The 26,812-nt window shown below is 31.7% G+C and carries 26 protein-coding genes; 9 read left to right on the forward strand and 17 right to left on the reverse strand.

Annotation, left to right across the window (positions count from 1 at the left end):
- Window positions 1–39: 39 nt before the first annotated feature.
- From ACNMOQ_RS12540 to ACNMOQ_RS12580, 9 genes are all read right to left on the reverse strand, one after another.
- Window positions 40–441, reverse strand: a complete 402-nt coding sequence (locus tag ACNMOQ_RS12540) for a PTS sugar transporter subunit IIA (RefSeq protein WP_182093701.1) — start codon at window positions 439–441, stop codon at window positions 40–42.
- 26 nt (window positions 442–467) lie between these two features.
- Complete coding sequence (locus ACNMOQ_RS12545; RefSeq protein ID WP_017001103.1) at window positions 468–1,325, reverse strand: PTS system mannose/fructose/sorbose family transporter subunit IID; 858 nt, start codon at window positions 1,323–1,325, stop codon at window positions 468–470.
- Complete coding sequence (locus ACNMOQ_RS12550; RefSeq protein WP_064204949.1) at window positions 1,312–2,199, reverse strand: PTS mannose/fructose/sorbose/N-acetylgalactosamine transporter subunit IIC; 888 nt, start codon at window positions 2,197–2,199, stop codon at window positions 1,312–1,314. Before ACNMOQ_RS12550 ends, ACNMOQ_RS12545 begins: the two co-directional genes overlap by 14 nt.
- A 17-nt stretch (window positions 2,200–2,216) precedes the next feature.
- Complete coding sequence (locus tag ACNMOQ_RS12555) at window positions 2,217–2,696, reverse strand: PTS sugar transporter subunit IIB (protein ID WP_064204948.1); 480 nt, start codon at window positions 2,694–2,696, stop codon at window positions 2,217–2,219.
- 28 nt (window positions 2,697–2,724) lie between these two features.
- Window positions 2,725–4,509 carry a glycoside hydrolase family 35 protein gene (locus tag ACNMOQ_RS12560; protein ID WP_416349942.1) on the reverse strand — a complete coding sequence of 595 codons (1,785 nt, stop codon included), beginning with the start codon at window positions 4,507–4,509 and terminating at the stop codon, window positions 2,725–2,727.
- Window positions 4,510–4,531: 22 nt separating this feature from the next.
- Window positions 4,532–5,476 carry a tagatose 1,6-diphosphate aldolase gene (locus tag ACNMOQ_RS12565; RefSeq protein ID WP_416349943.1) on the reverse strand — a complete coding sequence of 315 codons (945 nt, stop codon included), beginning with the start codon at window positions 5,474–5,476 and terminating at the stop codon, window positions 4,532–4,534.
- Window positions 5,477–6,412: a 1-phosphofructokinase family hexose kinase gene (locus tag ACNMOQ_RS12570; protein ID WP_416349944.1), complete on the reverse strand. Its 936-nt coding sequence runs from the start codon at window positions 6,410–6,412 to the stop codon at window positions 5,477–5,479.
- Between the two features lie 12 nt (window positions 6,413–6,424).
- Window positions 6,425–7,534, reverse strand: coding sequence for an SIS domain-containing protein (locus tag ACNMOQ_RS12575; protein ID WP_416349945.1), 1,110 nt, complete (start codon window positions 7,532–7,534; stop codon window positions 6,425–6,427).
- Between the two features lie 62 nt (window positions 7,535–7,596).
- The gene (locus tag ACNMOQ_RS12580) at window positions 7,597–8,313 is read right to left on the reverse strand and encodes a GntR family transcriptional regulator (protein WP_416349946.1); all 717 of its coding nucleotides are present in this window, start codon (window positions 8,311–8,313) and stop codon (window positions 7,597–7,599) included.
- Between the two features lie 404 nt (window positions 8,314–8,717).
- Between ACNMOQ_RS12580 and ACNMOQ_RS12585 the strand changes: the two genes are divergently transcribed.
- The 3 genes from ACNMOQ_RS12585 (at window position 8,718) to ACNMOQ_RS12595 (ending at window position 13,280) form a co-directional block, all read left to right on the forward strand.
- The gene (locus tag ACNMOQ_RS12585) at window positions 8,718–10,337 is read left to right on the forward strand and encodes a peptide ABC transporter substrate-binding protein (RefSeq protein WP_416349947.1); all 1,620 of its coding nucleotides are present in this window, start codon (window positions 8,718–8,720) and stop codon (window positions 10,335–10,337) included.
- Between the two features lie 92 nt (window positions 10,338–10,429).
- A complete protein-coding gene (locus ACNMOQ_RS12590; RefSeq protein ID WP_416349948.1) occupies window positions 10,430–11,692 on the forward strand; it encodes a Gfo/Idh/MocA family oxidoreductase in 1,263 nt (420 codons plus the stop codon).
- Window positions 11,693–12,077: 385 nt separating this feature from the next.
- Complete coding sequence (locus ACNMOQ_RS12595) at window positions 12,078–13,280, forward strand: IS110 family RNA-guided transposase (RefSeq protein WP_308291679.1); 1,203 nt, start codon at window positions 12,078–12,080, stop codon at window positions 13,278–13,280.
- 231 nt (window positions 13,281–13,511) lie between these two features.
- On the opposite strand, the gene ACNMOQ_RS12600 is transcribed toward ACNMOQ_RS12595, so the two are convergent.
- Window positions 13,512–14,294, reverse strand: a complete 783-nt coding sequence (locus ACNMOQ_RS12600) for a class I SAM-dependent methyltransferase (RefSeq protein WP_416349949.1) — start codon at window positions 14,292–14,294, stop codon at window positions 13,512–13,514.
- Between the two features lie 39 nt (window positions 14,295–14,333).
- On the opposite strand from ACNMOQ_RS12600, the gene ACNMOQ_RS12605 reads away from it, so the two are divergent.
- On the forward strand, window positions 14,334–14,507 hold the full coding sequence (locus ACNMOQ_RS12605; protein WP_416349950.1) for a hypothetical protein: 174 nt from the start codon (window positions 14,334–14,336) through the stop codon (window positions 14,505–14,507).
- A 110-nt stretch (window positions 14,508–14,617) separates the two neighbouring features.
- On the opposite strand, the gene ACNMOQ_RS12610 is transcribed toward ACNMOQ_RS12605, so the two are convergent.
- Window positions 14,618–15,049: a universal stress protein gene (locus tag ACNMOQ_RS12610; RefSeq protein WP_416349951.1), complete on the reverse strand. Its 432-nt coding sequence runs from the start codon at window positions 15,047–15,049 to the stop codon at window positions 14,618–14,620.
- A gap of 176 nt (window positions 15,050–15,225) precedes the next feature.
- Window positions 15,226–16,368, reverse strand: coding sequence for a polysaccharide deacetylase family protein (locus ACNMOQ_RS12615; protein WP_416349952.1), 1,143 nt, complete (start codon window positions 16,366–16,368; stop codon window positions 15,226–15,228).
- A gap of 308 nt (window positions 16,369–16,676) precedes the next feature.
- Between ACNMOQ_RS12615 and ACNMOQ_RS12620 the strand changes: the two genes are divergently transcribed.
- A complete protein-coding gene (locus tag ACNMOQ_RS12620) occupies window positions 16,677–18,047 on the forward strand; it encodes an MFS transporter (protein ID WP_416349953.1) in 1,371 nt (456 codons plus the stop codon).
- A gap of 498 nt (window positions 18,048–18,545) precedes the next feature.
- Here the strand turns inward: ACNMOQ_RS12620 and ACNMOQ_RS12625 are convergent, their stop codons facing one another.
- Window positions 18,546–18,884 carry a hypothetical protein gene (locus ACNMOQ_RS12625; RefSeq protein ID WP_416349954.1) on the reverse strand — a complete coding sequence of 113 codons (339 nt, stop codon included), beginning with the start codon at window positions 18,882–18,884 and terminating at the stop codon, window positions 18,546–18,548.
- 263 nt (window positions 18,885–19,147) lie between these two features.
- Between ACNMOQ_RS12625 and ACNMOQ_RS12630 the strand changes: the two genes are divergently transcribed.
- The 3 genes from ACNMOQ_RS12630 to ACNMOQ_RS12640 all read left to right on the forward strand — a co-directional run bounded on the left by ACNMOQ_RS12630 (window position 19,148) and on the right by ACNMOQ_RS12640 (window position 20,133).
- Window positions 19,148–19,255: a putative holin-like toxin gene (locus tag ACNMOQ_RS12630; RefSeq protein WP_235854121.1), complete on the forward strand. Its 108-nt coding sequence runs from the start codon at window positions 19,148–19,150 to the stop codon at window positions 19,253–19,255.
- Window positions 19,256–19,589: 334 nt separating this feature from the next.
- Complete coding sequence (locus ACNMOQ_RS12635; protein ID WP_416349955.1) at window positions 19,590–19,697, forward strand: putative holin-like toxin; 108 nt, start codon at window positions 19,590–19,592, stop codon at window positions 19,695–19,697.
- A gap of 328 nt (window positions 19,698–20,025) precedes the next feature.
- Entirely contained in the window at window positions 20,026–20,133 is a 108-nt protein-coding gene (locus ACNMOQ_RS12640; RefSeq protein ID WP_239705558.1) for a putative holin-like toxin, read from the forward strand.
- Between the two features lie 205 nt (window positions 20,134–20,338).
- Here the strand turns inward: ACNMOQ_RS12640 and ACNMOQ_RS12645 are convergent, their stop codons facing one another.
- Both ACNMOQ_RS12645 and ACNMOQ_RS12650 read right to left on the reverse strand, forming a co-directional pair.
- Window positions 20,339–21,307, reverse strand: coding sequence for a quercetin 2,3-dioxygenase (locus ACNMOQ_RS12645; protein WP_416349956.1), 969 nt, complete (start codon window positions 21,305–21,307; stop codon window positions 20,339–20,341).
- Between the two features lie 232 nt (window positions 21,308–21,539).
- A complete protein-coding gene (locus tag ACNMOQ_RS12650) occupies window positions 21,540–21,860 on the reverse strand; it encodes a MazG nucleotide pyrophosphohydrolase domain-containing protein (RefSeq protein WP_016999358.1) in 321 nt (106 codons plus the stop codon).
- A gap of 469 nt (window positions 21,861–22,329) precedes the next feature.
- Between ACNMOQ_RS12650 and ACNMOQ_RS12655 the strand changes: the two genes are divergently transcribed.
- Window positions 22,330–23,496 carry an IS256 family transposase gene (locus ACNMOQ_RS12655; protein WP_064205432.1) on the forward strand — a complete coding sequence of 389 codons (1,167 nt, stop codon included), beginning with the start codon at window positions 22,330–22,332 and terminating at the stop codon, window positions 23,494–23,496.
- Between the two features lie 384 nt (window positions 23,497–23,880).
- Here the strand turns inward: ACNMOQ_RS12655 and ACNMOQ_RS12660 are convergent, their stop codons facing one another.
- Window positions 23,881–25,206, reverse strand: a complete 1,326-nt coding sequence (locus tag ACNMOQ_RS12660; RefSeq protein ID WP_416349957.1) for a 6-phospho-alpha-glucosidase — start codon at window positions 25,204–25,206, stop codon at window positions 23,881–23,883.
- A gap of 21 nt (window positions 25,207–25,227) precedes the next feature.
- Window positions 25,228–26,802, reverse strand: a complete 1,575-nt coding sequence (locus ACNMOQ_RS12665) for an alpha-glucoside-specific PTS transporter subunit IIBC (protein ID WP_416349958.1) — start codon at window positions 26,800–26,802, stop codon at window positions 25,228–25,230.
- Between the last annotated feature and the right edge of the window lie 10 nt (window positions 26,803–26,812).

Raw genomic sequence — 26,812 nt, forward strand, 5'->3', positions numbered from 1 at the left:
AGCTTGGGACCTCTATCCCTAGCTCTAAAATTATTACTTTTATTCATCTTCTTCACTTTCAGATTCGTTTATTATATCGTTTACTTTTACGATTCCTTTTCTTCCTTTATAGATATAATCTACTTCTTCATTAATCATTTGGCCATTTAGATAACTTATTATCATAGGTAAGTTCATTCCTGTATATAGCTCTAGTTCTTCACCTTGCATAATAAGTTTACTTATTATATTTGCTGGTGTGCCTCCAAGTATATCTACAAAAACTACAACATCATCATCTTTATCAATATGTTGCGTAAATTTGCTCTCTAAGTCTTGTGGTCCGTCTTCTTCTAATAATGATACTGTGAAAATATGTTCTTGAGGACCTAATATCATTTCAACACTGTCTTTAATACCTTCACAAAATTTTCCGTGACTTACTAAAATTAATTTCTCCATAATTATTTATCTCCTTTAAATATTTATTAACTTGGAGTAATAATACCTAATGCTGATAGAATGATTGATACAATTAGCACAATAAATATAGCTCTTGTAGCATTCATATGTTTGCGTCCAAGTAACCAATAAATACTTAATGCAATAATTAACGGTAATAATTTAGGTAAAATCATATCAACGTTTTCTTGAATATCAATAGTTACATCACCAATGGTTGGTTTCCAAGCAAATTCAACTTTTACTATGGATGCTACTAGTGCGCCAACCATAAAGACCCCAAGTAATGTCGCTGCGTTTGTTAATGTTTCTAATCGATGTTGCATTGTCGTAACAAGTGATACCCCTTCTTTATATGCATATCCTAGCTGTTTCCATCTGAAGATCACAATAGCTACCGTTGCAAATATCCATATTAGTGCACCAACTGGATTACCTTGCTGTGCCATGTTACCAGCTAAAGCCCCAAAAATAGTAGGTATTAAAGAAGCAAATAGAGAGTCACCTACAGCAGCAAATGATCCCATCAATCCTACTTTCATCCCTTTTACTGTGTCTTTAGCTTTATATTGTTCTTCTTCTTCCATTGCAAGGTCAATACCTGTAATAATAGTATTGAAGAAATTACTCGTATTGAAAAACTGAGAATGTATTTTCATCATTTCTTTTAATTCAGGCGAATCGTCTCCGTAAATTTTTCTTAATTGAGGTAAAATGATGAATAAATAACCACTACCTTGCATACGTTCATAGTTCCAACCCAATTGGTAAAACAGTAAACTGCGTCGGTTAATTTGGTTAAAGTCTTTTTGAGTTAATTGATACCCTGTAGAAGATGGCTGTATTTGTTCATTATTTTCTGGTGTATTATCAAAGCTCGTCATCGTCTATCTCCCCTTCCTCGTCATCTGCAGAAGCACTATTTTGAGTAGGCGATGGCTTTTCGGTATTGCGTTTATAATCTATAGCTGCTAATGAAAAACCAATAAGTGCTACAGCTAACATTGGTAAACTAGATTCTGTAAAATCGAATTTTTTAGACATACCTGACACTGCGTTACCAACACTATTAACACTAGTAAATACTGTGGAGAATATTGCGGTAATAATAAAACCTAAAATGAAATAAGGAAAATGTTTTTTGACTGGTAAATATCTTAATAATATTGCAAAACCTACAGCCGGCAACACTGCCCCAGCTGTCGTTAATCCATCCCCTAACCACTTAAGATCTGTGTTTAAATAATTTACTACTGGGCGTACTACATGTGCACCAAAAGCTAATGCTAAAGCTACTGGAATCATTCTAGATAACGACCACGGAATTATTCCGAATAGAAAATTCCTCTCTATCGCTTTGTAATTCATATTCTCAATGTGTGTATCAATGCGATGTGCAAAAAATGTATTAGTCATACGTGCTAAAACATCCATTTGAATCATTAAACTGGCAACTGGTATTGCTAGAGTTGATAAAGCTTGTTGTGTATTCATATCTAGTGCAACTGAAAATGCTACAGCTATTATAGTACCTGAGTTCGCATCAATTTTAGAAGCACCCCCGAATGTACCAACTCCTAAAACAACTAATTGCATACCACCACCGATTATTAATCCCGTCTTCATATCTCCCATTATCAAACCGGCAATTAACCCCGCAAATACGGGTTGGTTAAATGTGTTGAACTGTAGTTCATCTAATATTTGGTAACCTGCATAAATCGATAAGAAAATCACTTGCCACCATAAGATATCCATGATTCATCTCCCCTTTATTATTTATTGAGTAGAGACATAAAGTTAACTGCCTCATCGTTAGGCACCATCTGCGAAACAATTTTTAACCCTTTATCATTCAACTTTTTGAAAACATCAATATCTGTATCAGTGACATTAATAGATTTTGTTAATGATTGAGTCTCTTCTGTTTGAGACATGTTACCAACATTCAACTCATCTAGTTTTACGCCATGTTCTAGCAATTGTAAGAATCTGTCTGGTTTCCTAGCAATAACCATTAAACGTTGAGAATCGTATTTACCATTATTTATATTATGAGCAGCTTTTTCTATCGGTAAGACACTTAATCTAATTCCCGATGGTGTCGCAAGTTTTAAGCTTTGTTTATCAATATCACTTTGTGCTACTTCATCGTCAATGACTAAAAAGCGCGTAATATTTAATTTTGTAGCCCATAAATTAGCTACTTGTCCGTGGATTAATCTTCCGTCAACTCTATTTGCAATGATTGTCATAATTAATTACCCCTTTGTTTTGAATAAGTTAGTTATCTATTTTATTATCAATTGTTATAGGTGATTTCTTTAAATTAATAGTTGAATTCGCTTTATTTTCTGTCTCAAAAATAACGATTTCATTTTCTCCAACATTTAAGAATGATTTGGAAATATAAAGTGATAAAGTAGGACCAATTTCCCAGTATCTACCTATATTAACTCCATTAACTAGAACTACACCTTTACCAAACTGTTGCATATCTAAATATGTGTCATAAGTTTCTTCAAGATTAAATTTATAACGATGAAATGAAGGTGTGCCTTTTATATAATTTTTTTGAAAATGTTCTGACCTTAATTTATTGAATTGAATATCGAACTGTTCATAATTCTGAACAAAATGTAAGTCTTGCATTAATCCTTGTCCAAGCCCTTTACGTTGAGTGCTAGAAAGTAACTTATGACCATAATTTACACGCCCCATATTTTCAACTAAAACATCAATTTGAGGTTGCTCATTTTGTAATTGAACTTCAATTTGTGCTCCTATTTCATCTTGATACGCTACATGTTCTAATTTATTATCGATAAATAAATGTACTCTATCTCGAGCATCGATTATTCTTAAATTCTCTTTGTGACTTTCACGTTTGATATGAGTACGATAAACAAAGTATCCATAACCATCTCCTGCTTCCTCCATAGTTTGAGGGTATTTAGAAGTTGTTTTGATTGATATTTCATCTAAAATTTCAAATAGACTTACTTGATCTGTTACTTCTATATTATTGATTTCCATAAATTCTCGATATTTAGGAGGGCGTTGTTGGATATCGTTCTTTTCATTTTTTACTAAATTTTGTAATGCAAAATATTTATCAGTAGGATTACCTGATTCATCAAGTGGTGCATCATAATCATATGATGTGATTTGTGGTAAATCTGTGTTGCCACGTGCCGAACTGCCATTCCAAAATCCAAAATTGGTTCCACCATGGAACATATATAAGTTAATATGACCATCTCTAATTGCTATTTTTACATCATTGATTAAATCATCCGTATCACGTTTAATGATTTCATCGCCCCAGCGGTTAAACCAGCCATCCCAAAACTCCATACACATTAATGGCCATTTCTTCGAATATTCCTCTTGAAAATTTTTAAGATTATTAAAGTTTTCATGCGTTCGAGAACCAAAATTCCCAGTCACTAAAATATTTTGATCAATCAAGCTTCCAGCTCTTAAGCACTGGTTCCAAGCTCCATCTGATGTAAATAATGGAACTGTAGTACCTCGCTCTAACATTAAATCTTTTAAGCGCGATAAATATTCTTTATCTTGACCGTAAGAACCATATTCATTTTCAACTTGCATCATAATAATCGGTCCATTTTCGTCAATTTGTAGAGGCGTTAAAATTTTAAATAATTCATCATAATACTTAGCAACTTTTTCGATGAAACTTTCATCTGAAGAACGTATACGCATATATCGATAATTTAATAACCATGCTGGTAATCCACCAAATTCCCACTCTGCACAAATATACGGTGAAGGACGAATTATAACGTATAACCCCAATTCCTCAGCTATCTTAATAAACCGCTTTATATCTTTGTTTCCTGTAAAATCATATTCATCCTCAATTACTTCATGAAAATTCCAAGGTACATACGTTTCTACTGTATTAAACCCTAAAGATTTTAAGTTATATAAACTTTGATACCAATCCCCGCTTGGGATTCTAAAGTAATGTATTGCACCAGATAATATTTGTAAAGGACATCCATCTAAATAAAATGTTTCTGAAATTTCGAATCTACTCATTAATTGCACTCCCGTTTTAAAGTTATTTGATTGGTGTAGCGTTAATTTGGTTAACTTGATTTAATATTTTCAAGTTTTGTAAACCTATATCATTTAACCATTTTTCTGAAGCATCCCATCCATCAGTAACTAAAGTTTCAGTAGCACCTTTCCATGTAGCTCGACCACATAAGACACCATTAAATTTCGAACCAGAATCTTTAGCAAATTTTAAACTTTTGTTAAATAAGTCAGCCGAAATACCACCACTTAAGAAAATATAAGGAAGGTTTGTGCTATTGTTTTGTTCTTCAAAGTATTGCGCCGCCTCTTTCTGTGTGTATACAACTTCTTTATCTCCTAATCCTTCTACATAGTTCATGTTTACAGGTGTTTCTACTTTTAATACATCAGCTTTATAACGTGGTTCGCTAAATGAATTCATTGCACGAATAACTTTGTTCGGTCTTAATTTAGCAAATTCAGGTCCTTTTTCATCAGTAATATGACTATCATAAGTCAATATTTCTAGTAAGAACGGCACATCTTCTGTCTCGCATTCGCTACCGATACGCTCCACAAACGCCTTTTTCTTATCGTTAATCTCATCAGACTCATCAGCATCGTAATAAATCAAAATTTTTATAGCATCTGCACCTTTTTCTTTTAATTTTTGCACTGATTGATTTTCAATAAGTCTTGGTAAACGTCCTGGCACACTTTTTTCATATCCTGTTTGTTCATATGCAAGAATTAACCCTGCATCTTTATCTTTTTTTCGCGCCGCTTCCATCCCATATTCTGGATCCAATAATATACTAGAACCATAAGGCGTTAATATTTCTGAAACTAAGCTTTTAAATGATGAAATATTTTCTTCATTTGCATAATCTTTCAATAACCTTTCCAAAGCGCCTCTTTGGTCAATCGCAATAGCTGAAAATACACCATTTTCATCTAATAATTTACTCAAATCTTTTTTTGTCATTTATAACAACTCCACTTTAATTTTGTTAGCAAACTCTTGAGCTTGTTCTGGATTGATATGACCTGTTTCTTTTTGTGTTGCGTTAGACATACCACATGATAGTGCTAAACGTATTATTTTTTCATTTTCGTTATAAAATTTTTCCATACCAAATGCGATACCAGCAACTGTGGCGTCACCTGAACCTACAGAGTTCTCAGCTGTAATTTCAGGTATTTCTGCTTTGTATATTTTATCTTTTAATTTAACTATTGCTCCCTTATCTCCAAGAGTGACAAACACATCTAAATCACTAAATAATGTATGCGCTTTCAATAAGTTGTAAATTTTTTTGTCACTCAGATTTGATTCATTTACTAACGTTTTAAATTCTTCTTCATTTGGTTTTATACAGTGTACCGGTGCTTTCGTTTCTAATATATCTATTAATTCTGACGCCCTTATATCTAAAATATTATAACTATCGCTCGAATTTTCTAAAATGCTTTTAACATGATTCTTTGATGTATTGCCTTGTAATGCAGGTGTACTTCCGCTAATAGCCATAACATCTATATGATTATGATTCTTTTGAAAATTATCTAGATAATCATGTTGTTCATCATGTGAAATTTCAGGGCCTTGCTCAAGTATTTCTGTTTGTTTCGAGCAATCATTAATAGCTATACACTGGCGGGTACTGCCTTTGATATGAGTAGCAATTGTCGGTATACCTATTTCATTCAGTTGTCTTTCTATCCATTGGCCATTTTCTCCACCCAAATAAGTATGAGCTTTTAAATCTGCTCCGAGCTGCAATAACACTTTGGAAACATTCAACCCTTTTCCGCCCGCATTTTTAATTGTTTGAACAGGTCTGTGTACGTTCCCTAACTGTAATTGCTCAACATTGTAAGTGATATCTATGGATGGATTAAAAGTATGTGTGATAATCATGAAATACCTCCATTATTGCTCAAAGTCATAAATTGTAACGCCTTTAACAACGCGGTTAATAAAACCTGTAGGACTCGGATTGTCAGGATTCAAACCAAATTTAATAGACTGCTTGCTTGCTAACAATTGACCAAACATGAGATAAGTTAAAGCTAATTCGAAGTCATTGAAATTTTCAGCATTCTTTAAAGCAACCGCTTGATTGGAATCATCATTATTAGGCCCTAAAATAAGTATTTGATAATCTGGATTACCACTTTCTATTTCTTTAATTAAATCCTTTTCATATTGACGACGGTATGAGTGATTACTACGCAATAGTATAAATATTGATTCTTTACTCAGCCCTGCTTTTGGACCATGCCTAAATCCAAGTGTTGTTTCACGCGATATACCAATCTGACCACTAGTTAATTCATTTAACTTCAAAGCAACTTCGCGTGTAAGCTCACCTATAATCCCAGTACCAACATAAAATACTTTTTTGTAATCATATCCAGAAATTTTGTCAGCTAATTCTTCGATACTATCAAATGATTTTTCAGCTTTATCATAAAAGTCGTTGGATACTTCGCCGCCAAATAACAAATATGCTGATAAAAGCATAGAAGAAAAACTTGAAGTCATAGCAAGTGATTTATCATTTGTTTCCTCAGGTAATATAATTTTAAAAATATTGTCGTTTTCATATGTACCTAAAAAACCATCTTTATTATTCGTAATAAAGATATGAAACGCTTTATCTGCTAATTGATCAGCCATTTCAATTGTCCCTTTTGTTTCTGGACTATTTCCTGAACGAGCAAATGATACAAATACATAAACAGTTCCCTCTTCAATAAATGAAAGTGGATTAGTTACGAAATGAGTTGTAGAGACATTCTCAAAATCCCAACCTTCACTAAATTTATTTGATTTAGCTAAGCGTAATATATCGCCTACATATGCTGAAGAACCTGCACCAGTAAAATAAACTTTCACAGGTTTACCATCCGCATGTTCATTAACTTTATTTACAAAATCAACGAACTCCTGTTTAGATGAGGCTACAATACCTTCTGTTTCTTTCCATATTTTTGGCTGTTGCCTGATTTCTTTATAAGTACTTGTTTCATTCAACATACAAATCCTCCTAATTGGTCATGTTGTCATAACCAGTATTGTTAAATTATATACCGTTAAATCTAGCCAATTAATTTAACGGTATATTTGTAATCTTTTGCTTTGGCAACTGTTTCAGTATATTCAATAATGCCTTCTTCAATATAACTAAAGCGCTCTATAAACATGCAAGTATCGTTTATATCTGTTTCTAAATATTTAGCTTGTGATTCGGATAATTTTCTTGCAGTTAAATTTTCATACGCGCGAATAATTTGGATATCATAGTATTTATCTAATGTGTTATATAAAGAATGGCTATTAAAATCGAATTTTTCTAAGCCCTCGCAAAACTTAACTGGTAAATAACTCGTTTCATAAATCAATGGTTTGTCGTTGGCTAACCTTAAACGACGTAATTCATAAACTTCTTGATGTGGCAGTATCCCCATTTTCTTTTGTAAATGTTCTGTAGAAGCAATTTTTTTAAGGCTTAACATTATCGTGCTTGGTTGGTCTCCATTCTTTTCTATCTCATCTTTAAAACTATAAAGACTATCTAGCATTTGATTGTACTGACTGCCTAGTACGATAGATCCACGTCCATGTTCTCGTCTAATATAGTCTTCTTCTTCTAGAAGTTTTAGAGCTTCTCTTATAGTTATACGGCTAACATCATATTGCGAATATAAATTTCGTTCAGAAGGTAATTTTTCTCCTTCTTTGTATTGACCATTTTGAATCTTATACTTTATGTCTTTATAGACTTGAAAATATAAAGGTGTATTTAAGTTTTTCATTTTTTCTCCTTGCTGGTTATGACCACTTTTAGTTTAATACTTTTAAAATTAAATGTAAAGTCACATTATTTTTCTCATATTTCACCAAGTTATTGAATTTTAGCTTAAAATAATATTGTTGTTTTTTGATTGATTATGTTTATTTATAATAACAAATTTTTTTGAAATGAGTAACTTTTTCATAAAACATATTATAATAATATTTTTTCACACCAAAACATAAAGAATCAATACTTATAGAAACACTGTTATAAAGCCTCTCAATCATATAAAATTATATATTAAAAATCGCTCGTCATTGTTTCAATAAAAATATTTATTGCATAAAATTAATTGAAAATTCAAATTTCTATGATAGTATAAACATGATTTAACACTATCAAACAAATAAGGGGATTGATTTGATGAATAATTTTTATAAAATGGGCATTTATGTATTAGGTTTGGTAATATTTTTAGCTGGATGTAGTGGAACAGATGCGGGGAAGAAAGAGCCTAAGGACACACTGAGATTAATAGCACCTTCGGATTTAACGACCTTGGATTCTAGTTTGGCAGTAGAAGCTGGAGCGTTTGAAGTCATGAACGCAACCCAAGAAGGATTATATCGTTTAGATAAAGATGATAAAGCAGAACCTGCAATTGCAAAAGGTGATCCTGAAAAATCAAATAACGGTAGGACATGGACATTCGATTTACGAAAAGATGCTAAATGGTCAAATGGAGAACCAGTCACAGCACATGATTTTGTTTACGCTTGGAGAAGAGCTGTGGATCCTGAAACAGCTGCTGAGTATGCATATATCATGTATGACATTAAAAATGCTGAAGCTATTAATAAAAGTGAGAAAAAGGTTGAAGAATTAGGTGTTAAAGCGATTGATGATCATACTTTAGAACTGACTTTAAACGAAGAACTACCGTATTACAAAGAATTGTTAACATTTGGTACATTCATGCCACTAAATGAAAAATTCGTTAAGAAACAAGGCAGCAAATATGGTACATCAGTAGATAAAACATTGTACAGTGGACCGTTTGTTATGAAGAGTTGGAAAGTTGAAGATAACTATAAACTTAAGAAAAACAAAGAGTATTGGGATAAAGATAATGTTGCACTTAAAGGTATTGATTACAGCGTTATTAAAGATGAGCAAACAGCACTCAATTTATATAATAATGACAAAGTTGATACGACAGAGTTAAGTTCACAAAATGTAAATTCAAATAAAGATAAAGAAGGTTTCGACACAAAACTAGAATCCGCAACTTACTATATACAAATAAACACACAGACAAATAAAGACCTTCAAAATAAAGATTTAAGAGCTGCAATTGCACAAGCGATTGATAAAAAAGCATATGTTAACAATAATTTAAACGATGGTTCAGCACCAATTGATACTTTTACACCTAAAGAAGTTTTTACAAATGACGAGAAACAAGATTATAACAAATTAGTTAACCCACCTTATTCTTATGATGTTAAAAAAGCACAAGCATCGTTAGAAAAAGCTAAAAAAGATTTAGGAAAAGATAAAATCAATATTGAATTTTTAACATTTGATCAAGACAATGCTAAAAGAGATGCAGAATATTTTAAAGAACAAGTTGAAAAACATCTACCTGGTGTTACGATGTCAATTAAGCAACAACCTAACAAACAAAAAATCGCTTTAACTAAAAAAGGTGACTATGATGTAGCTCTAACAGGATGGGGCCCAGACTATCCAGACCCTATGACATTTTTAGATTTATTCCTGAGCGAAACAACTAAAGGAGAAACGGGATACAATAACCCTAAGTACGATAAAATAATAAACGACGGTAAAACAACATTGCTTAAAGACCCAGATAAAAGATGGGATGAATTAGCAAATGCAGAAGAAATGTTGCTAGAAGATGCGATGGTCATACCACTTTATCAAAAAGGTAAAGCGAGATTAACAAAGAAAGAAGTAAATGGGCGTATTATTCATTACGTAGGGACCAAAGAATATAAACATGTAAAATTAGATCGATAGGACAATCAACTATGGACAAAATTAAAAATCATATTTAACAAGCAATCTATTATATTAATATAAAACTTTTAAAGCATAAAGGGGACTTTTCAATGACAATTAAAAAAGCAATTTTGTTAGGTGCAGGTGATAGAGGGGGTCGCGTTTATGCGAATTTAATAAAGTCACTGCCTCACAAAATACAACTAGTAGGTGTAGCAGAACCTGTACTTGAACGAAGAGAAAGAATAAAGGAAAATCATGAACTTGATGATAACTTAGTACAGCAATCATGGGGAAGCTTACTCGATTTGAAACCAGACGCAGAAATTGCAATTATTTGTACACAAGATAAAGCACACTTTGAACCAACTATGAGGGCGTTGGAGTTAGGCTATCATGTATTACTTGAGAAGCCGATGTCTCCTAGTCCAGAAGAATGTATTAAAATGGTGGAAAAAGCTGATGAAATGAATAGAACATTAACGATATGCCACGTTTTAAGATATACTCCGTTTTGGGACAGAATTAAAAAAATTGTACAAAATGGTGATATCGGTGAGATTGCTTCCATTCAATTAAATGAAAATGTTGAATATATGCACATGTCTCATAGTTTTGTACGAGGTAATTGGAAGAATAAAGAAACATCAAGTCCAATGATATTGGCAAAATCATGCCATGATATGGATATTATCAGCTATATTATGGATAAAGACTGTAAAAGGATTAATTCTTTCGGATCACTCATGTACTTTAATGAAAACAACAAACCTGAAGGTGCACCGTTACGCTGTTTAGATGGTTGCCCAGTAGAGAATGAATGCCCATTCCATGCAGGACGTTATTATTTAGGTATCGGACGAGGTTGGGCGATGAAATTTACAGAAGAAAATTCTAATGAAGCAATTGTAGAAAGATTAAATCATACTGACTACGGTAAATGTGTGTTTCAATCAGATAATGACGTGGTTGACCACCAAGTCGTTAATATGGAATTCGAAAATGGTGCAACAGCAACGTTTAGCATGAGCGCATTTACAAGAGAGCAAACAAGAATTGTTCAAATAATGGGTACTAAAGGAGAAATTAGAGGGAATATGCAAACAAATGAAATAAGCATTTTCGACTTTTTAACAAGAGAAGAAAAAGTTGTTAAATTCCCTGAAGTGAGCAGTGGTCATGGTGGTGGCGACGAAGGAATTATAAGAGACTTTATTGACGCAATTAATGAGTCTGATGAAAAAGCTTCTAGATCAGTAGCTAGTAAGTCTTTAATTAGCCATTTAATGGCTTTTGCTGCAGAAGAATCAAGATTAAATCAAGGTCAGTCAATCAATATAGACGAATATTATGAAAAACTATCTTCATTCTAAAACAAAAGGAGTGGGACAGAAATCTCATTTTATTAAAAAGATTTCGTAGTCCCACCCCGGCAAGGATGACTAGGTATGAAAAAAGCTTGTTATAAGCGCATTTTCATAACAGTCAGCTACTGCCAATACAAAAAACATACTAAGATTAGCTATGAAGAAATCTATGACGATAGATTTTTTCATAGCTATTTTTTATAGTTATAGAGAGGAGTAGACTGTGCGATCTCTTGGGTTTGAAATCCGTAAAAAAAACTAGTCAGCTTTACTCTCGCCTTTTGAAATTCGATTGTAGTATGTTGGGTTCTCGAAACCGTGTATAGGAAAGTGAAATGAGAAAGGTTCAGTAAAGTTACAACTTCTCAAATTTATTAAGGAGGTTTTATTTATCGATTACTTAGGCATTGATATTAGTAAAAGAGATAGTGTGATTGCACACTATATTGATGAAAAATTCCAAAAGGAATTTACTATTCAAAATAACAAAAATGGTTATAATTATTTATTAAATTATTTGAATCGTGTAAATCAGCCCAAATTAATTTTTGAATCCACAGGTATATATTCAAGAGCTATGGTTCGGTTCTGTCGAGTTAACCAAATTAATTATATTGAGTTGAATCCTTTAGAAGCAAAGTTCAAAACAAGCTCTTTAAGGTCTTGGAAAACAGATCAATCAGACGCACATAAGTTAGCCCAAATAGCACCTTTTTTAAATGATTCCGATAGTTTAAATAATACAAATGATGATATTTACTTTGAATTACGTGAGCGTGCTCGATTTCATCTAGAATTCGAAAATGAACAAAATCGATTGAAAGTTGAAATTATTGAGATACTTCATCAAACATTTCCTGGCTTAGAAAAATTATTTAAAAATCGTTATTCAATGATTGCCTTAAATATCGCTGAAATATTTACTCATCCTGATTTTGTTCAACAAAATGATATGGAAAGTATCATTTCTACAATTTTAAAATCTACAGATAAAGGATTATCTCAACGAAAAGCAGAAAGTTATGGAGAAACACTTTTTAAATTAGCGAATGATAGTTACCCTAACGTCAATTCATCTTCGTTCCTGGTTAAAAAAGCACAATTATTAATTCAAAAATTGAAAAAGTCCATTGGACAATTATCACAATTAGATAAAGAAATGATTCAATTAGCTCAAGAACTTGACTGCTTTGAAATTATTTATTCTATACCAGGAATTGGAGATCTAACTGCAGCCATGATAATCGGTGAGCTTGGAGATATATCTCGATTCAAATCAAATAAACAGTTAAATGCTTTTGTAGGAATTGATATCAAACGATATCAATCTGGTGGGACACATTATAGAGATACCATCAATAAACGCGGTAATAAAAAGGCGAGACGCTTATTATTTTTGGTAATAATGAATATTATTCGTGGACAACATCGTTATAATAATCATATTGTAGATTATTACTATAAATTAAGAAAGCAGCCTAATGAGAAATCTCATAAGACTGCTGTTGTCGCATGTATTAATCGACTATTAAAAACATTTCATTATTTAATAATGAAACATAAACTATACGATTACGAAATGTCCCCACATTAAATCGTATAATCACATATAGTCTAACACCTTATTCAAAAAAATAAAATTGGACGGTCTTATTAAGTGATGACTATTTTAAACTTAAGCACTTGACTAATCGTAGGAAGAGAGTCTGGGACGATTATTTATGTCCCAGACTCTTTTAAGATTTAAATTAATTATATCTAGTTCAAACTTTATTGAAAGACTCATTTTAACAACCAATATATTATTTTAATATAGCAAGTAGATTTATTTTACTCCAACAACACGTATTCTTTTATAGTCAGCTATCCACGTTTCTCCATCATGTAAGACAGACTTTAAATTGTTTTCAGTATTTTTAATAATATTTTGTTTCGAATTTTCGTTCAAACTTTCAAATATTTCATTACTGAACATTTGAATCCAATTGTTTAACCCTTCTTCTCCTATTAAAGGTGTTGGTCTATCAAAATATTCGGCAAAAGTAACCGTGAATCCCATTCTTTCCATTAAAGTCGTGTATTCTCCAATACTAGGAAAATACCAAGGAAAGTGTTTACTATCATAATTTATGTTTTCTTCTTGAATTTGATGGATCACTTCATCAGTGATGGTTTGAACGTTATGTTTACCCCCAAACTCTGCAACAAATCGTCCGCCTGGTTTTAAAGATTTATAAATATTTTCCAAAGCTTTTTCAGGTTGTTTAATCCAGTGCATTGTAGCATTAGAGAATATCGCATCGAACGATTCTGAATAGCTAAAATCAATTATATCTTGTGTTGAAAAAGAAATATAAGGGTACTTTTCATTAGCTTGATTAACCATCTGATTTGATTTATCAATGCCGACAACGTTAGGACATTGTTGATAGATTTGATGAGCTAAATCCCCTGTCCCACAACCAAGATCTAGTATATTTTCATCATTTTGAGGTTTTAATAATTCAATTAAATTGTTACCATATTCAGAAACGAAAGAATGTTTTTTATCATATAAATCTGGGTTCCAATAGTCTTTATGACCTTCATAATTATTTAGATTTTCCAAACTATACATCCTTTCTATAAAATTAAATTAGGAGTTTTTATGAGATATTTACTAAAATTTTTATTATATTATTTATTTTTATTCATGACATTTAACTCAATAGAGATTATTTTAGGTAGAGAATTAGAAGTGGCAAAAAGTTTAATAGTTCCTTTAATTATCTTAATTGTAATATTCGCCTTCAACACAAATACTAAAGATAATTCACACTAATATCGTATTACAATGAATGAAAGAGTCTGAGACAATTATTTATGTCTCAAACTCTTATAATAATCATTATATTTCTTGAAATAATTTTAAAAGACTACCTGAAACAACCCTTATTTAACAATTAATACTGGAACTGGGCTTCTTTTAGCAATTTTATGTGTAACGTCTCCTAAGACATGTTTAATATTCAAGCTAACTCTGTGGTTACTCATTATTACTAAATCGAAATCCCCACTTTCTATATCTCCCTTATTAATTTTTTCTAAAATTGTATCTTTAATAGGTCCAAATTCTATTTCTACTTTGTAACGGATACCTCTTTCATCTAACTCTTGTAAAAATGGCGCGAGTTGTTCTTCTTTTTCTTTAGCAATATCATTTGAGTGCTTATTATAATACTTAACGCTAGTTGCAAGAGCATTTTCAGTTACTACATGATAAATGATGACTGTGGAGTCTTTATCTACTACTTTTTCTAATTGCGCTGGAATAGAACTAAAATCATTCTCGAAATCATAAGGTAATAAAACATTATTAAACATATTTACCAACCTCCATGTTTTTAGTACTAAAGTACCTCTTACTTATATAGTACCCTAAATATACTTTTGTAAAAGAAAAATAAGCCTGTTTGGGAGTTTAGTATAAAGTAATTTTCTATTACTAAACTCTCAAACAGGTTTATGGTTAAAATTGTTATAAAAAGATTATAACTGTATTATTCTATTTCATAATCCTTATTACCTTTATAGTATTGTCTATCTTCTTTATTATAAACTTCTTCAGGTTTGAAAAACGGTTTAAGTTTATATTTGAATTGATGTAAGTTTAGGCCATCTATAGCAACACGGTCTTGATATATATCTTTGTTTGAAAGACTTGTAAAGTTATCTGGGCCAACACCTGCCATGTATTTGAATCCAGCCTCGTCTATCATATAATTATAGGAAGTAGAATTTCGATCTTGAGCTCCATGTGGGAAGATGAATAAATCAGTTTTACCTACAATAGGTTCCACTTCTTTTTTCCATCTTTTTGTATCTTCAATAATTTGCTCATCTGAACTGTCTTCGAAATTAATATGACCATAAGAATGACTTGCGAATGTCCATCCATCTCTTTTCATTGAGTCAGCTACTTTTTTAGCTTGTTTTTTTCGTTTTTCATAATTAGGATTTTCCAAATCATTTGTTCGATAACCAAGTACTCCCTCATAACCTGTCAGACCAACAACTGCTTTTTGTCCTTTATATGAAAAATCAGGATGTTTTTTTACATAATCATTTAATAGTGGTACTGCATCGTTTGTTTTAGATTGTTCCATTTTCCCTTGGTCATTTTTCTTTTCAGCAACCGTTTCATTGTCTTTATTTAAAGTTAAACGCTCTGTGTAACCATTTCCTTGCATATATTTATAATAATTCATATCATCCATGGACATTATTAATGGTTTTTTCCCTTTAGGTAATTTAAGTTTTTTTCGTTTAACAGGCGTTGACTCTAAATCATAAGCATCATGTGGATCTATTAATATGTAGTTATTTTCATGAAGTTTTTCAATGGCTTTATTAAATTCATTTACTGTAACCATCCAATCATAATTCCCTTTTGCTTGTTGTTGATTATCTGTATAAGCTTTCTGTGGATCCGAGATGATAGGATGAAAAAAGACATGACTTACTTTACCATCATATTCTACTAAGTTTTTTTCATCCTTATGATGTCTTTTATCATATTTATTTTCTATTTTATTCTGGTGTTTATGCTCTTTTTTTCTTTTCTTTACATGTTGCTTCCCGCTTTGGCACCCGCTAAGTATTAAAACGAGTGCGATTAAAAAAACAATACTTTTTCGCTTCATTTCTCTTCCCCCTTCTTTTGTAAAACCAACTTACTCTTTAAGTCAACGACCTTAAAAGTTTACTTTAACACTTTTTGTTTAAATGGTAAAAAGAGCGGAACACCATTTAATATTTCCACTTATTAAAGGTTATTACTTAAATTTTGTTTATTATTTCATTTATTAAAGAAACAAATAACTTTTTGCACTTTTCTGAATATTTTACTAAAAGTGTTTAAATCCACTGTTGAAAGCGTTTTTATTTGCTGATATCGTAGGCATAGTATGAACTATTATTTCTCAAATTAACTATATAAAGGGGTGGCATTTTGAAAAATGAAACTTATGTTGGCGGAAATAAATTACTTCTAGCCATTGTATTGTCGATTTTAACGTATTGGCTTTTTGCGCAATCATTTCTGAATATCGGCTCACTTGTACAACAAACGTACATGACTAATGATGCCATAATCAGTATTGCGGTTAGTTTGACATCACTGTTTACTGGGGTGTTTATGGTTGCAGCTGGTGGCACAGCAGATAAATATGGTCGCGTAAAAATTATGCGCGTAGGACTGATTTTAAATATTATAGGTTCTATTTTTGTAATTTCATCTGATTTGACGCCTTTATTGCTAATAGGTAGAGGCATTCAAGGATTTTCAGCAGCTTGTTTAATGCCAGCAACAATTTCATTAATTAATACATATTATCATGGTAAAGAACGTCATAAAGCATTAAGTATGTGGTCTATAGGTTCATATGGTGGTACAGGACTTTCATCTGTATTTGCAGGCTTTCTTGCAGCATATATTGGATGGCAGTGGATTTTCATAGTATCCATTATTGTGACTGGTATTGTACTTATACTTATTAAGGATGTACCTGAAATTAAAGCCGACAGAAAGAATACGTCGAAATTTGATTTCTTAGGTTTATTATTATTTGTTATCAGTATGTTAAGTATTAATATAGTAATTACACAAAGTAGTGAAATTGGTTGGAGAAGCCCTATCATTATTGTTTTACTATTTATATTCATCATTTCAGTGGTACTCTTTTATTTTTATGAAAAACATAAAAAAGATCCTTTAATTGATTTTTCACTATTTTCAAGCAGATATTTCATTGGAACAGTGACATCTAACTTTTTATTAAATACTTCGATTGGCGCACTATCTTTATATAATCTTTTTACACAACAACATTTTCAAATATCCGGTTCTATTTCAGGATTAATCACCCTTCCATACATGTTTGGTGTACTCGCAACAATTAGAATTGGTGAGAAAATGATGGAACAATATGAAGCTAAGAAACCAATGAAAATGGGTTCACTAATCGTAACAGTAGGTATTTTATTACTGTCGTTATCATTTTTACCACAAACACTATATATCATAGTTAGTTTAATAGGTTTCTTATGTTTCGGTATGGGACTCGGATTCTTCGCCACGCCTGCACTAAATACTGCTGTAGTTCACACACCTAAAGAAAAACTAGGCATTGCATCAGGTATTTATAAAATGGTCGCAACGATAGGAGCTGCTTTCGGTATTACAATATTTACTACTGTTTATCTCGCTGTTGATGAGCAAGTATCTCGTACTATGGGTAGCTTTATTGCATTTCTTGTATGTACTTTATTTATGTTCTTATCATTTATTTCAACAAAATATATTATTCCAGATAAGGAATAAACGATAACTATACTTATAATAACAAGGTATAAAAAAGACACGAGAATGATTACTTTCTCGTGTCTTACTTATATTCTTCGCTAATAAAGTTATTTGTTGTATTAATATTTACATTTAGCCTATTCCAGTATTCTTTCTAAGTATTCTTCTGTTGCCTTCTGCAATATTTTATAAAATTACATACGTAAAGTTTTGTCATTAAAAGAAATGGAATTGTAATGATAAAAGTATTTAAACTACTAATGTTAGAAACCCATAAAAATAAAGATAACATCAATACATAACTAAGAATTACTACAATAAATATAGGCCAACTAAACAATCTTCTATTATCCACACTTAACACCTCTGAATGAACTCTTTCTAATACTCATCTTTCAAATTATATTTATTTTTATAATAACAAATCATCAGATGTTAATAAACGCATTGGCTACTTAAATCTCTTGCGATATGCCATGTTTTTTCCTGTGTTCTTTAATTTTATTTTTCAATACTTCAACTCTTAGATGAATATTTTCTTTTTGTAGTAAAATAATTAAAAGCTAAAATAAGTAAACTTACAATTAAAAAGTATACTTCTGGATATTTAGAATACCATAAATTTTCAACATTTGGTGACAAGCCTATAAACTTCAACAATAGTAATAATAACATACAATAGACAACCCAAATAAAACTTTTAGCGAGGATTTCAATAAATATTTTTCGTTGTCTTTCATCATACGGATCTTGCTGACTATCATTATCTATCGTTTCTGATGGTAAATATTTATTTGTGATAGCAGTCCAAAGACAAGAGAATATTAGAATAATAACAAAAGAAATAAACTTCATTATAGCTTCCCCCATATATGTAAAAAGTTTTTTACATTAAAGAGTGTAGTAATTTTCAAAACATATGTCAAATACTTTTTACATATTTCGTCTATTTCTGAAAGATAATTTCAGTATATGTTATAGATAATTAATCAAGAGTCACCTCCTAATTTTTGGTATAATATCATTGAGCAGGTTGGATAGATGGTGGCTATCTCAGTATAAAGTGAGGTGATGCGTATGTACGTATCTACAAAATCTTTAGAGAGGAGAAGCCTTTTGTGGTAACGTTTGTTGATGCATTACATCTCATGTTTAGTTTCGGTATGTTTATACTGGCTTTCATAAGTGTAGTCATCGCAATTATTAAATTAAGCCATAAAAAATAACCATCTAGCGTAAACTTTGACGAAGTAACTAGAGGTTATTTTTATAATAAATTAGAGTTATAAGTCACCGTCTTTTTAACGGGCTCTTTGGGCAACATGTTCGCGCATGTTGTCCTTCTTTATTTTTACACTTAAATAATATCATGATTTTACACAATTTGTCTATTTCTGAAAGATAATTTCAATATATATTATAGGAAATTAATCAAGAGTCACTTTCTAATTTTTGGTATAATATCATTGAGCAAGTTGGATAGATGGTGGCTATCTTAGTATAAAGTGAGGTGATGCGTATGTACGTATCTACGAAATCTTTAGAAAGGAGAAGCCTTTTGTGGTGACGTTTGTTGATGCATTACATCTCATGTTTAGTTTCGGTATGTTTATACTGGCTCTCATAAGTGTAGTCATCGCAATTATTAAATTAGACCATAAAAAATAACCATCCCAACTTTTGACCGAGTAGGTAGAATGGTTATTTCTTAATTTACTGAAAGTCACCGTCTTTTTAACGGGCTCTTCGGACAGCATGTTCATGCATGTTGTCCTTCTTTATTTTTACACTTAAATAATATCATGATTTTACACAATTTGTCTATTTCTGAAAGCAGATTTCAATATATGTTATAGGAAATTAATCAAGAGTCACTTTCTAATTTTTGGTATAATATCATTGAGCAAGTTGTTGGATAGATGGTGGCTATCTCAGTATAAAGTGAGGTGATGCGTATGTACGTATCTACGAAATCTTTAGAAAGGAGAAGCCTTTTGTGGTGACGTTTGTTGATGTCTTACATCTCATGTTTAGTTTTGGTATGTTTATACTGGCTTTCATAAGTGTAGTCATCGCAATTATTAAATTAGACCATAAAAAATAACCATCCAACTTTGACCGGTTAATGGTTATTTTTAATCAATTTTAACTAAGTCACCGTCTTTTTAACGGGCTCTTCGGACAGCATGTTCATGCATGTTGTCCTTTATATACATTTATATTATACCATGATTTTACATATTTCGTCTATTTCTGAAGTTGCTATATTTTATAAATTCTTGTAGCTTATTTATGAAATTGCTGACTTATTACTCAATAAATTTAAGATCTAAAGAATCTATGTTTTCTATAACTTTTTTAAAGTCTAATGAACTAGGAAGGTTTGGGAAAGTATTATGTTCATATGGCTCTCCTAGGGTTCTGAAAAACGGTTCAAATAAACCTGGAACTAATAAACCTATCATTTTTGTATAGTGTGCGTCTAGTCGATATGAATGAATAGTTTCGGCTGGTGCATGTAAAAAATCTCCAGGATATAATGTGACTTTTTCATTTTGATTGCCTACCCACATTGTTACTTTACCCTCAAAACAATAAAATGTTTCAGTATGTTTTTCATGGTAATGTGGAACAATAGGATCGCCAATTGGTCCTTCTGAAGAAACGACTATGTATCTATCGTTAGTGTCTTTTTGTGTAGTTATTATTGAATGCAATTGATCTCCTGTTAAAAGATTTTCCCCTTCACCCGACCGCCAATAAGTGATTTCTTCATTACTGATATTGTTAAAAGTAAATTCTATATCATAATTATATTCTAATTCTTGTTTATTAAGTGAATAAGTTTCTTCTATATATGATGGGTGTTTAGAATGATTATATGGTACTCCTAAAGCTTTATATATGTCTACTGCACTTCCATTAACGACGTATGATAAAATTTTTGTTCTATGAGCTTTCATAACATATTTATGTACTATACCAGGTGGAATAAGAATATAATCTCCTCGAGTTAAAGTGATTATATCTTTTTCTAATTGTATATCAACAACGCCTTCAGTTACCAATAATGATTCATACATATTTTTATGAAGATGCATAGGAAAGCTTTCATTCATAGCACCAGTTATTGTAATAACTTCGAACAAGTTTCCTGTACTTTGGTTTGTAGCAATGATTGTATAAACCTGTTTATTCCAAATATAATAATCACCTTCCCCATTTTCAATCACATAAGGCGTTTTGTCTTTAGGTAATTCATTTTTTAGTATATTCACTCTTGTTCCTCCTATTTTATGATATTATCTTCTCATTCTGTAGCAATCATATATTTAATTGTAGCTAAAATAAATTCACCAAATAAGTGACAATTTATTGAATATTATTTTTTAAGATTCTGCCTAACTGAATATATACTTTTACTAATATAGATTTAATTACGCTCTAAAAATCAAAAAAGCCAATCGTTATAAACGAATGACTTTTGTGATTTTGTTTCAATTATATTTATTATTCATCAGTGTACCGCTTCGAAAGTTTTTCTTTATGAGCGTTAAACACTTCTTCTAAAGAAATATCATATTTGTTAGCAATAACTATAACGTTACCTAATACGTCTCCCAATTCTTCTATCAAATCATTTTTGTTGTTCATAAATGAATCTGTTATTTCATCTGGTCTATCTCTCCCTATTTCAAGAGCTCTTATAGATCTCGCTACTTCTCCAGTTTCTTCAGCTAAAAAACCTATACGTATAAAAATATCTAAATCTGACCATCCTCTATCTTCATAATAATCATTTACCCAATTTTGAAATTCAGTTATATTCATTCCTCACCACTCCTTAAATTTGCTACTATAAATTTTAGCAAACTAGTAAGAGTTTTGTTTATTTTTCTAAATAAATAACGAAATTTAAATTATATTTTTAAGTATCTTACCTTTGTTTTATTTATGATGGATAAATGACTAATGAGTAGTGTCTCTATCGGGCAAGACATTTTAAACAAGCTCGTTACATTTTCTAACGAGCAAGAGTTTGATGACATGCACGTTAGACCTTCATTCCTTATCCTCTAAATAGAATTTTATCCTAATTACGTTCGATTTTGCCTTCTAACGAGCAAGAAAAATTAAACAAGCTCGTTACATTTTCTAACGGGCAAGAGTTTGATAACATGCACGTTAGACCTTCATACCTGAATATGTCCATATAATTGTGTAATAAAAAAAGAGCCAAATATAGCTCACTTTAGTACAATGTAATCGACTAAGAAAATATTGTAGAGGTGACCTATATATGACTCAGTTAAATATTAACGTAGACTTTGAAGAATTGGCAAGTGCTATTTTAGAAAGTAATTTAAATACTGCTATGAAAAGTATAGCTGTAACTGTATTAAATGCTTATATGGAAATGGAAAGAGATCAGTTTGTGAACGCTGATTTCAAACAAAAGCATCCTGAAAGGATTGCACAACGAAATGGCTACTATGAACGTGATTTTATGATTCCAGTCGGAACACTTCATTTAAAAGTACCTAGAACGCGTGATGGCGAATTTACAACTGAAGTTTTTGATCAATATTCTCGCTCTGATCAATCACTGATTTTAGCGATGATAGAAGCTTATATTAATGGCGTTTCAACTAGAAACATCACGAAAATTGTAGAGGCTCTGGCAGGTAAATCTGTTTCGAAATCTACGATTTCAGAAGTTATGAAAAATATTGACCCCGATATTCAAAAGTGGTCGAGTAGACCTATTACTAGTCATCAGTACAGATATGTATTTGTTGATGCCATGCATATTAAAGTTAGAGAGAATAATAAAATAGTTTCTAAAGGCGTTTATATAGCTATGGGAGTAAATGAACTTAAAAGACGTGAAATTATTGGTTTTAAAATTTCTAATCAAGAATCTGAACAGGCTTGGTCTGAGTTCTTTGAAGATTTAAGAATGCGTGGCCTCACAACTCCTGAGCTCATTATTTCTGATGCACATTCTGGTCTTATTAAGTCTATTAAATCACAATTTATAGATTCAACTTGGCAACGTTGTACATTTCATCTTCTTAAAAACATCATTGAAAGATTCCCAAAAAAGAATTCACAAGAGGCAAGAACATTACTTAAATCTATTTTTCAAGCTCCTACATATCAACATGCGCTTGAAAGTAAAAATGAATTTGTAACTAAGTATGAAAATAATCCTAAGTATTCAGAAGCTTTAAATATATTAGATCAGGGCTTCGAAGATGCCACACAGTTTTATAGATTTCCAGCACAACACCATAAGAATATACGAACTACTAACTCTATTGAAAATATAAATATGCAGCTTAGAAAAAGAGAGAAAGTCATTAAGACTTTCCCTAACCTAGACTCAGCTTTTAGATTAATTGGTGCATTACTCATGGATATTCAAGAAAATCTAGATAATGCTAAAAGACCTTTTATTCCTTAAACTTACTACTTATTTTTGAAAAATAAGTAGAGATTAACAAAATGAATCTGCTAAAAATCAAACAGATTTATTTTGTTAATACATTCTAAAAAACCAAAGGTTGATTACTTCTAAAGATATTACACATAAATATGGACTTGACTTCATACCTTATCCTCTAAATAAAATTTTATCCTATTTACGTGCGATTTTGCCTTCTAACGAGCAAGAAAAATTAAACAAGCTCGTTACATTTTCTAACGAGCAAGAGTTTGATAACATGCACGTTAGACCTGTATTCATCTTTATTTATATTGTAATAACCAAAAACCCTCCAACCCGCTTCTATTTCCAGCGGTTGGAGGGTTTATTTTAAATCAAATTTGTACCTACTCTATTCTATTTCTATTTCAAATCTGGCCAATATCCTTTGTTTGCTTCTATCAGATCATCTAATATATCTTTAGCAACTTTAGCGCTTGGTATTGTTCGCGATAAAGTAAGTGCTTGCCATAATTTTTGATAAGATTGTTCTTCGTATGCTTCTACTGTAAGTTTTTCTACGCCTACTTGTTGTTCCATTAAACTTTTCTGGAATCTAGGAATCTCACCTACTGATAATGGTTCTGGTCCTTCGCTACCCACTAAACATGGTATTTCAACCATTGCTGTAGGTTCAAAGTTTGATATTGCGCCTTTATTCTCAACAATCATTAACATTCTTTCTTTCGTATTGAATGCGATTGCTCTAGCTAAATCAACGATGTAAGACGCATGTTCATCTATCGTTAATTCTGTTCCTTCTGCTGTACCTTTATTGATGATATTTTCACATTCTGAAAATACAAATTTTTCTCTTCCTGCCATCACTTCATTTGCTCTTGTATATTCTTTATTTGAATGTGCTACTTCGTAATCTGGGTATAAATAATATTTTAAGTAAGTATTTGGCAATGTATCTTTATCTATTGCTTGTACGTCTCGTGCTTTTTTAAATGTATCACTCCAACTTGCTTCTTTTTCCATATCGCTACCTGTATCAGTTGCATAACCATGTTGTTCTACATGTTTAATAATTTCAGGCATCAAGTCTTTACCTGATTTATCTCTTATATCTGTCCACCAACCAAAATGATTTAAACCATAATATTTTACGACCATTTCTTTTCTTGAAGATAATCCTATATTACTAGCCATTAACTCTTCAATTCCGATAGGCATATCACATATATTTAATATTTTAGAGTTAGGTCGTAATTTACGTGTTGCTTCAGCAACAATTGCAGCGGGATTTGAATAGTTAAGCATCCATGCATCTGGTGAATATTTTTCCATATAGTCGATAATTTCTAAGACGCCTGTTATTGAGCGCATACCATAAGCTATTCCGCCTGGCCCACAAGTTTCTTGTCCTACTACGCCATGTCTTAATGGAATCTTTTCATCTTGCTCTCTCATCGCATACTTACCTACACGTATATGTGCCATTACAAAATCAACGTTTTCAAAAGCTACTTTTGGATCTGTGCTCGCTAATAATTTTACTTCTGGAGCGCGTTCTTTAAGTAGTATTTCACAGGCATCTGCTATCGTTTGTTGTCTTTCCCCATCATTATCATATAATTTGATTGTATCAATTGGAAAATCCTCTAAATGATCTAACAACATAAGTATGATTCCAGGCGTAAATGTACTACCGCCACCTGCTATTGATATATTAAACTTTTTCATCATAACAACCTCCATTTATTTTTATATCATTGTTTCAAATGAATCTCTGATTTGAGGAACGCTTAAACCCACAATTACTTGTACGTTAGTACCGCTCTTAGCTACGCCGTGAGCCATTTGGTTATGTGTGAAATAATCATTATCTTTCACAAGACTTGGATCATTAACAGTCACCCTTAACCTTGTGGCACAATTCGTAACATCTTTAATGTTATCTTTTCCACCTAAACCTTCTAAATAATAAATTGCTTTTGTATCATATTCTGATGCGTCACTTGGAACATTATCACCATTTCCTTGTTTCGCTTTATAATCTTCTTTCGTATATAATTTAGCATCTCCATCTTCCGGAACACGTCCAGGTAATGGTACGTTGAATTTTTCAATAATAAACTTAAATACGAAGAAGTAAATGACTACAAAAATAATACCAATTATAAATTGGGCAATATACGTATTGCCGTGACTTGAGAATAACGGTATCCAGTTTATGGCCGCGATTTCAATAGCACCTCCGCCTTGAATACCAACTACTCCAAATAAATACATGATTGTTACCATTGTTGCACCTAACAATGCATGAATTAAGAATAAGTACGGTGCAATAAATAAGAATGTGAACTCTAGTGGTTCAGTTATACCTGCAAATACAGCTGTTAATCCTGCTGGTAATACTAATGCTAAAACTTTTTTCTTGTTTTCTTTTGGTGTCGAAGCATACATCGCTAATGCGATCCCTAAACAACCGAACATTTTAATGTTTCCTTGTAATAAGAAGCCGTATGGATAAGCTTCTTTTAACGATTTTGCTGAGCTAGAGAAGTCAGATAAATGCTTTATCCAATAAGGTTTTAATCCCCCATCTACTACAGCTGGGCCGTATTCAAATGGTGTATAAATAAAATGATGTAGGCCTGTAGGTATTAAAATTCTTTCTAAGAAATGGAACAGCCATACACCTACAAATCCTGATTTCACCATGACGCCTTGTAATGAAGCAATACCGTCTTGAACAGTTGGCCATACAGTACAAACAATAAATGCTAGTGGAATCATAACGAAGAATCCTATCATTACAACAAAAGGTAACCCTTGGAATATACCGACCATTTCCGGTAATTTTTTATCGTAAAAACGGTTATGTATCCAAATAACAATTGCTGAAATAAAAATTGCTCCGATAATACTTGTATCTAAAGTTGGTATTCCAGCTATTTCTTTAACACCTGTTAAATTCTCAACGCCTTTAGATAAATCGACACCGAATGTCTTTGGCCATAACGTTAAAATCGCATTAATGTAATTATTGAATACTAAGTAAATCATTAAAGCTGCTAGCGTCGCTCTACCTTGCGCCTTTTTCGCTAGTGAAATCGGTAGCCCAATTACAAATGCAAGTTCCATATGCTCAAATATAGTCCAACCGCCTGCTTCAATTAAACTCCATATTTTAAACCACATCGTACTTTCGTCTGCTATAGAGCCCATTATATCTGGATTTTTAAATAAAGTTGCTAACCCTACAACTATCCCGAAAAACGCAAATAGTAATACAGGTACTATCATCGCACTACCAAATCGTTTGATTGCGTTCATACCAACACCC

This window comes from Mammaliicoccus lentus (assembly GCF_947036595.1).
In the GTDB taxonomy this organism is placed as follows: Bacteria; Bacillota; Bacilli; order Staphylococcales; family Staphylococcaceae; genus Mammaliicoccus; species Mammaliicoccus lentus.

What these genes read in the sequence shown, in the direction of transcription:
- ACNMOQ_RS12545 (WP_017001103.1), bottom strand. Translation starts at nt 1,325, where the DNA reads ATGACGAGCTTTGATAATACACCAGAAAATAATGAACAAATACAGCCA.
- ACNMOQ_RS12560 (WP_416349942.1), bottom strand. Translation starts at nt 4,509, where the DNA reads ATGAGTAGATTCGAAATTTCAGAAACATTTTATTTAGATGGATGTCCT.
- ACNMOQ_RS12575 (WP_416349945.1), bottom strand. Translation starts at nt 7,534, where the DNA reads ATGTTGAATGAAACAAGTACTTATAAAGAAATCAGGCAACAGCCAAAA.
- ACNMOQ_RS12665 (WP_416349958.1), bottom strand. Translation starts at nt 26,802, where the DNA reads ATGAACGCAATCAAACGATTTGGTAGTGCGATGATAGTACCTGTATTA.
- ACNMOQ_RS12655 (WP_064205432.1), top strand. Translation starts at nt 22,330, where the DNA reads ATGACTCAGTTAAATATTAACGTAGACTTTGAAGAATTGGCAAGTGCT.
- ACNMOQ_RS12540 (WP_182093701.1), bottom strand. Translation starts at nt 441, where the DNA reads ATGGAGAAATTAATTTTAGTAAGTCACGGAAAATTTTGTGAAGGTATT.
- ACNMOQ_RS12550 (WP_064204949.1), bottom strand. Translation starts at nt 2,199, where the DNA reads ATGGATATCTTATGGTGGCAAGTGATTTTCTTATCGATTTATGCAGGT.
- ACNMOQ_RS12570 (WP_416349944.1), bottom strand. Translation starts at nt 6,412, where the DNA reads ATGATTATCACACATACTTTTAATCCATCCATAGATATCACTTACAAT.
- ACNMOQ_RS12565 (WP_416349943.1), bottom strand. Translation starts at nt 5,476, where the DNA reads ATGACAAAAAAAGATTTGAGTAAATTATTAGATGAAAATGGTGTATTT.
- ACNMOQ_RS12605 (WP_416349950.1), top strand. Translation starts at nt 14,334, where the DNA reads ATGAGATATTTACTAAAATTTTTATTATATTATTTATTTTTATTCATG.
- ACNMOQ_RS12555 (WP_064204948.1), bottom strand. Translation starts at nt 2,696, where the DNA reads ATGACAATCATTGCAAATAGAGTTGACGGAAGATTAATCCACGGACAA.
- ACNMOQ_RS12580 (WP_416349946.1), bottom strand. Translation starts at nt 8,313, where the DNA reads ATGAAAAACTTAAATACACCTTTATATTTTCAAGTCTATAAAGACATA.
- ACNMOQ_RS12615 (WP_416349952.1), bottom strand. Translation starts at nt 16,368, where the DNA reads ATGAAGCGAAAAAGTATTGTTTTTTTAATCGCACTCGTTTTAATACTT.
- ACNMOQ_RS12660 (WP_416349957.1), bottom strand. Translation starts at nt 25,206, where the DNA reads ATGAAAAAGTTTAATATATCAATAGCAGGTGGCGGTAGTACATTTACG.
- ACNMOQ_RS12610 (WP_416349951.1), bottom strand. Translation starts at nt 15,049, where the DNA reads ATGTTTAATAATGTTTTATTACCTTATGATTTCGAGAATGATTTTAGT.
- ACNMOQ_RS12585 (WP_416349947.1), top strand. Translation starts at nt 8,718, where the DNA reads ATGAATAATTTTTATAAAATGGGCATTTATGTATTAGGTTTGGTAATA.
- ACNMOQ_RS12590 (WP_416349948.1), top strand. Translation starts at nt 10,430, where the DNA reads ATGACAATTAAAAAAGCAATTTTGTTAGGTGCAGGTGATAGAGGGGGT.
- ACNMOQ_RS12625 (WP_416349954.1), bottom strand. Translation starts at nt 18,884, where the DNA reads ATGAAGTTTATTTCTTTTGTTATTATTCTAATATTCTCTTGTCTTTGG.
- ACNMOQ_RS12650 (WP_016999358.1), bottom strand. Translation starts at nt 21,860, where the DNA reads ATGAATATAACTGAATTTCAAAATTGGGTAAATGATTATTATGAAGAT.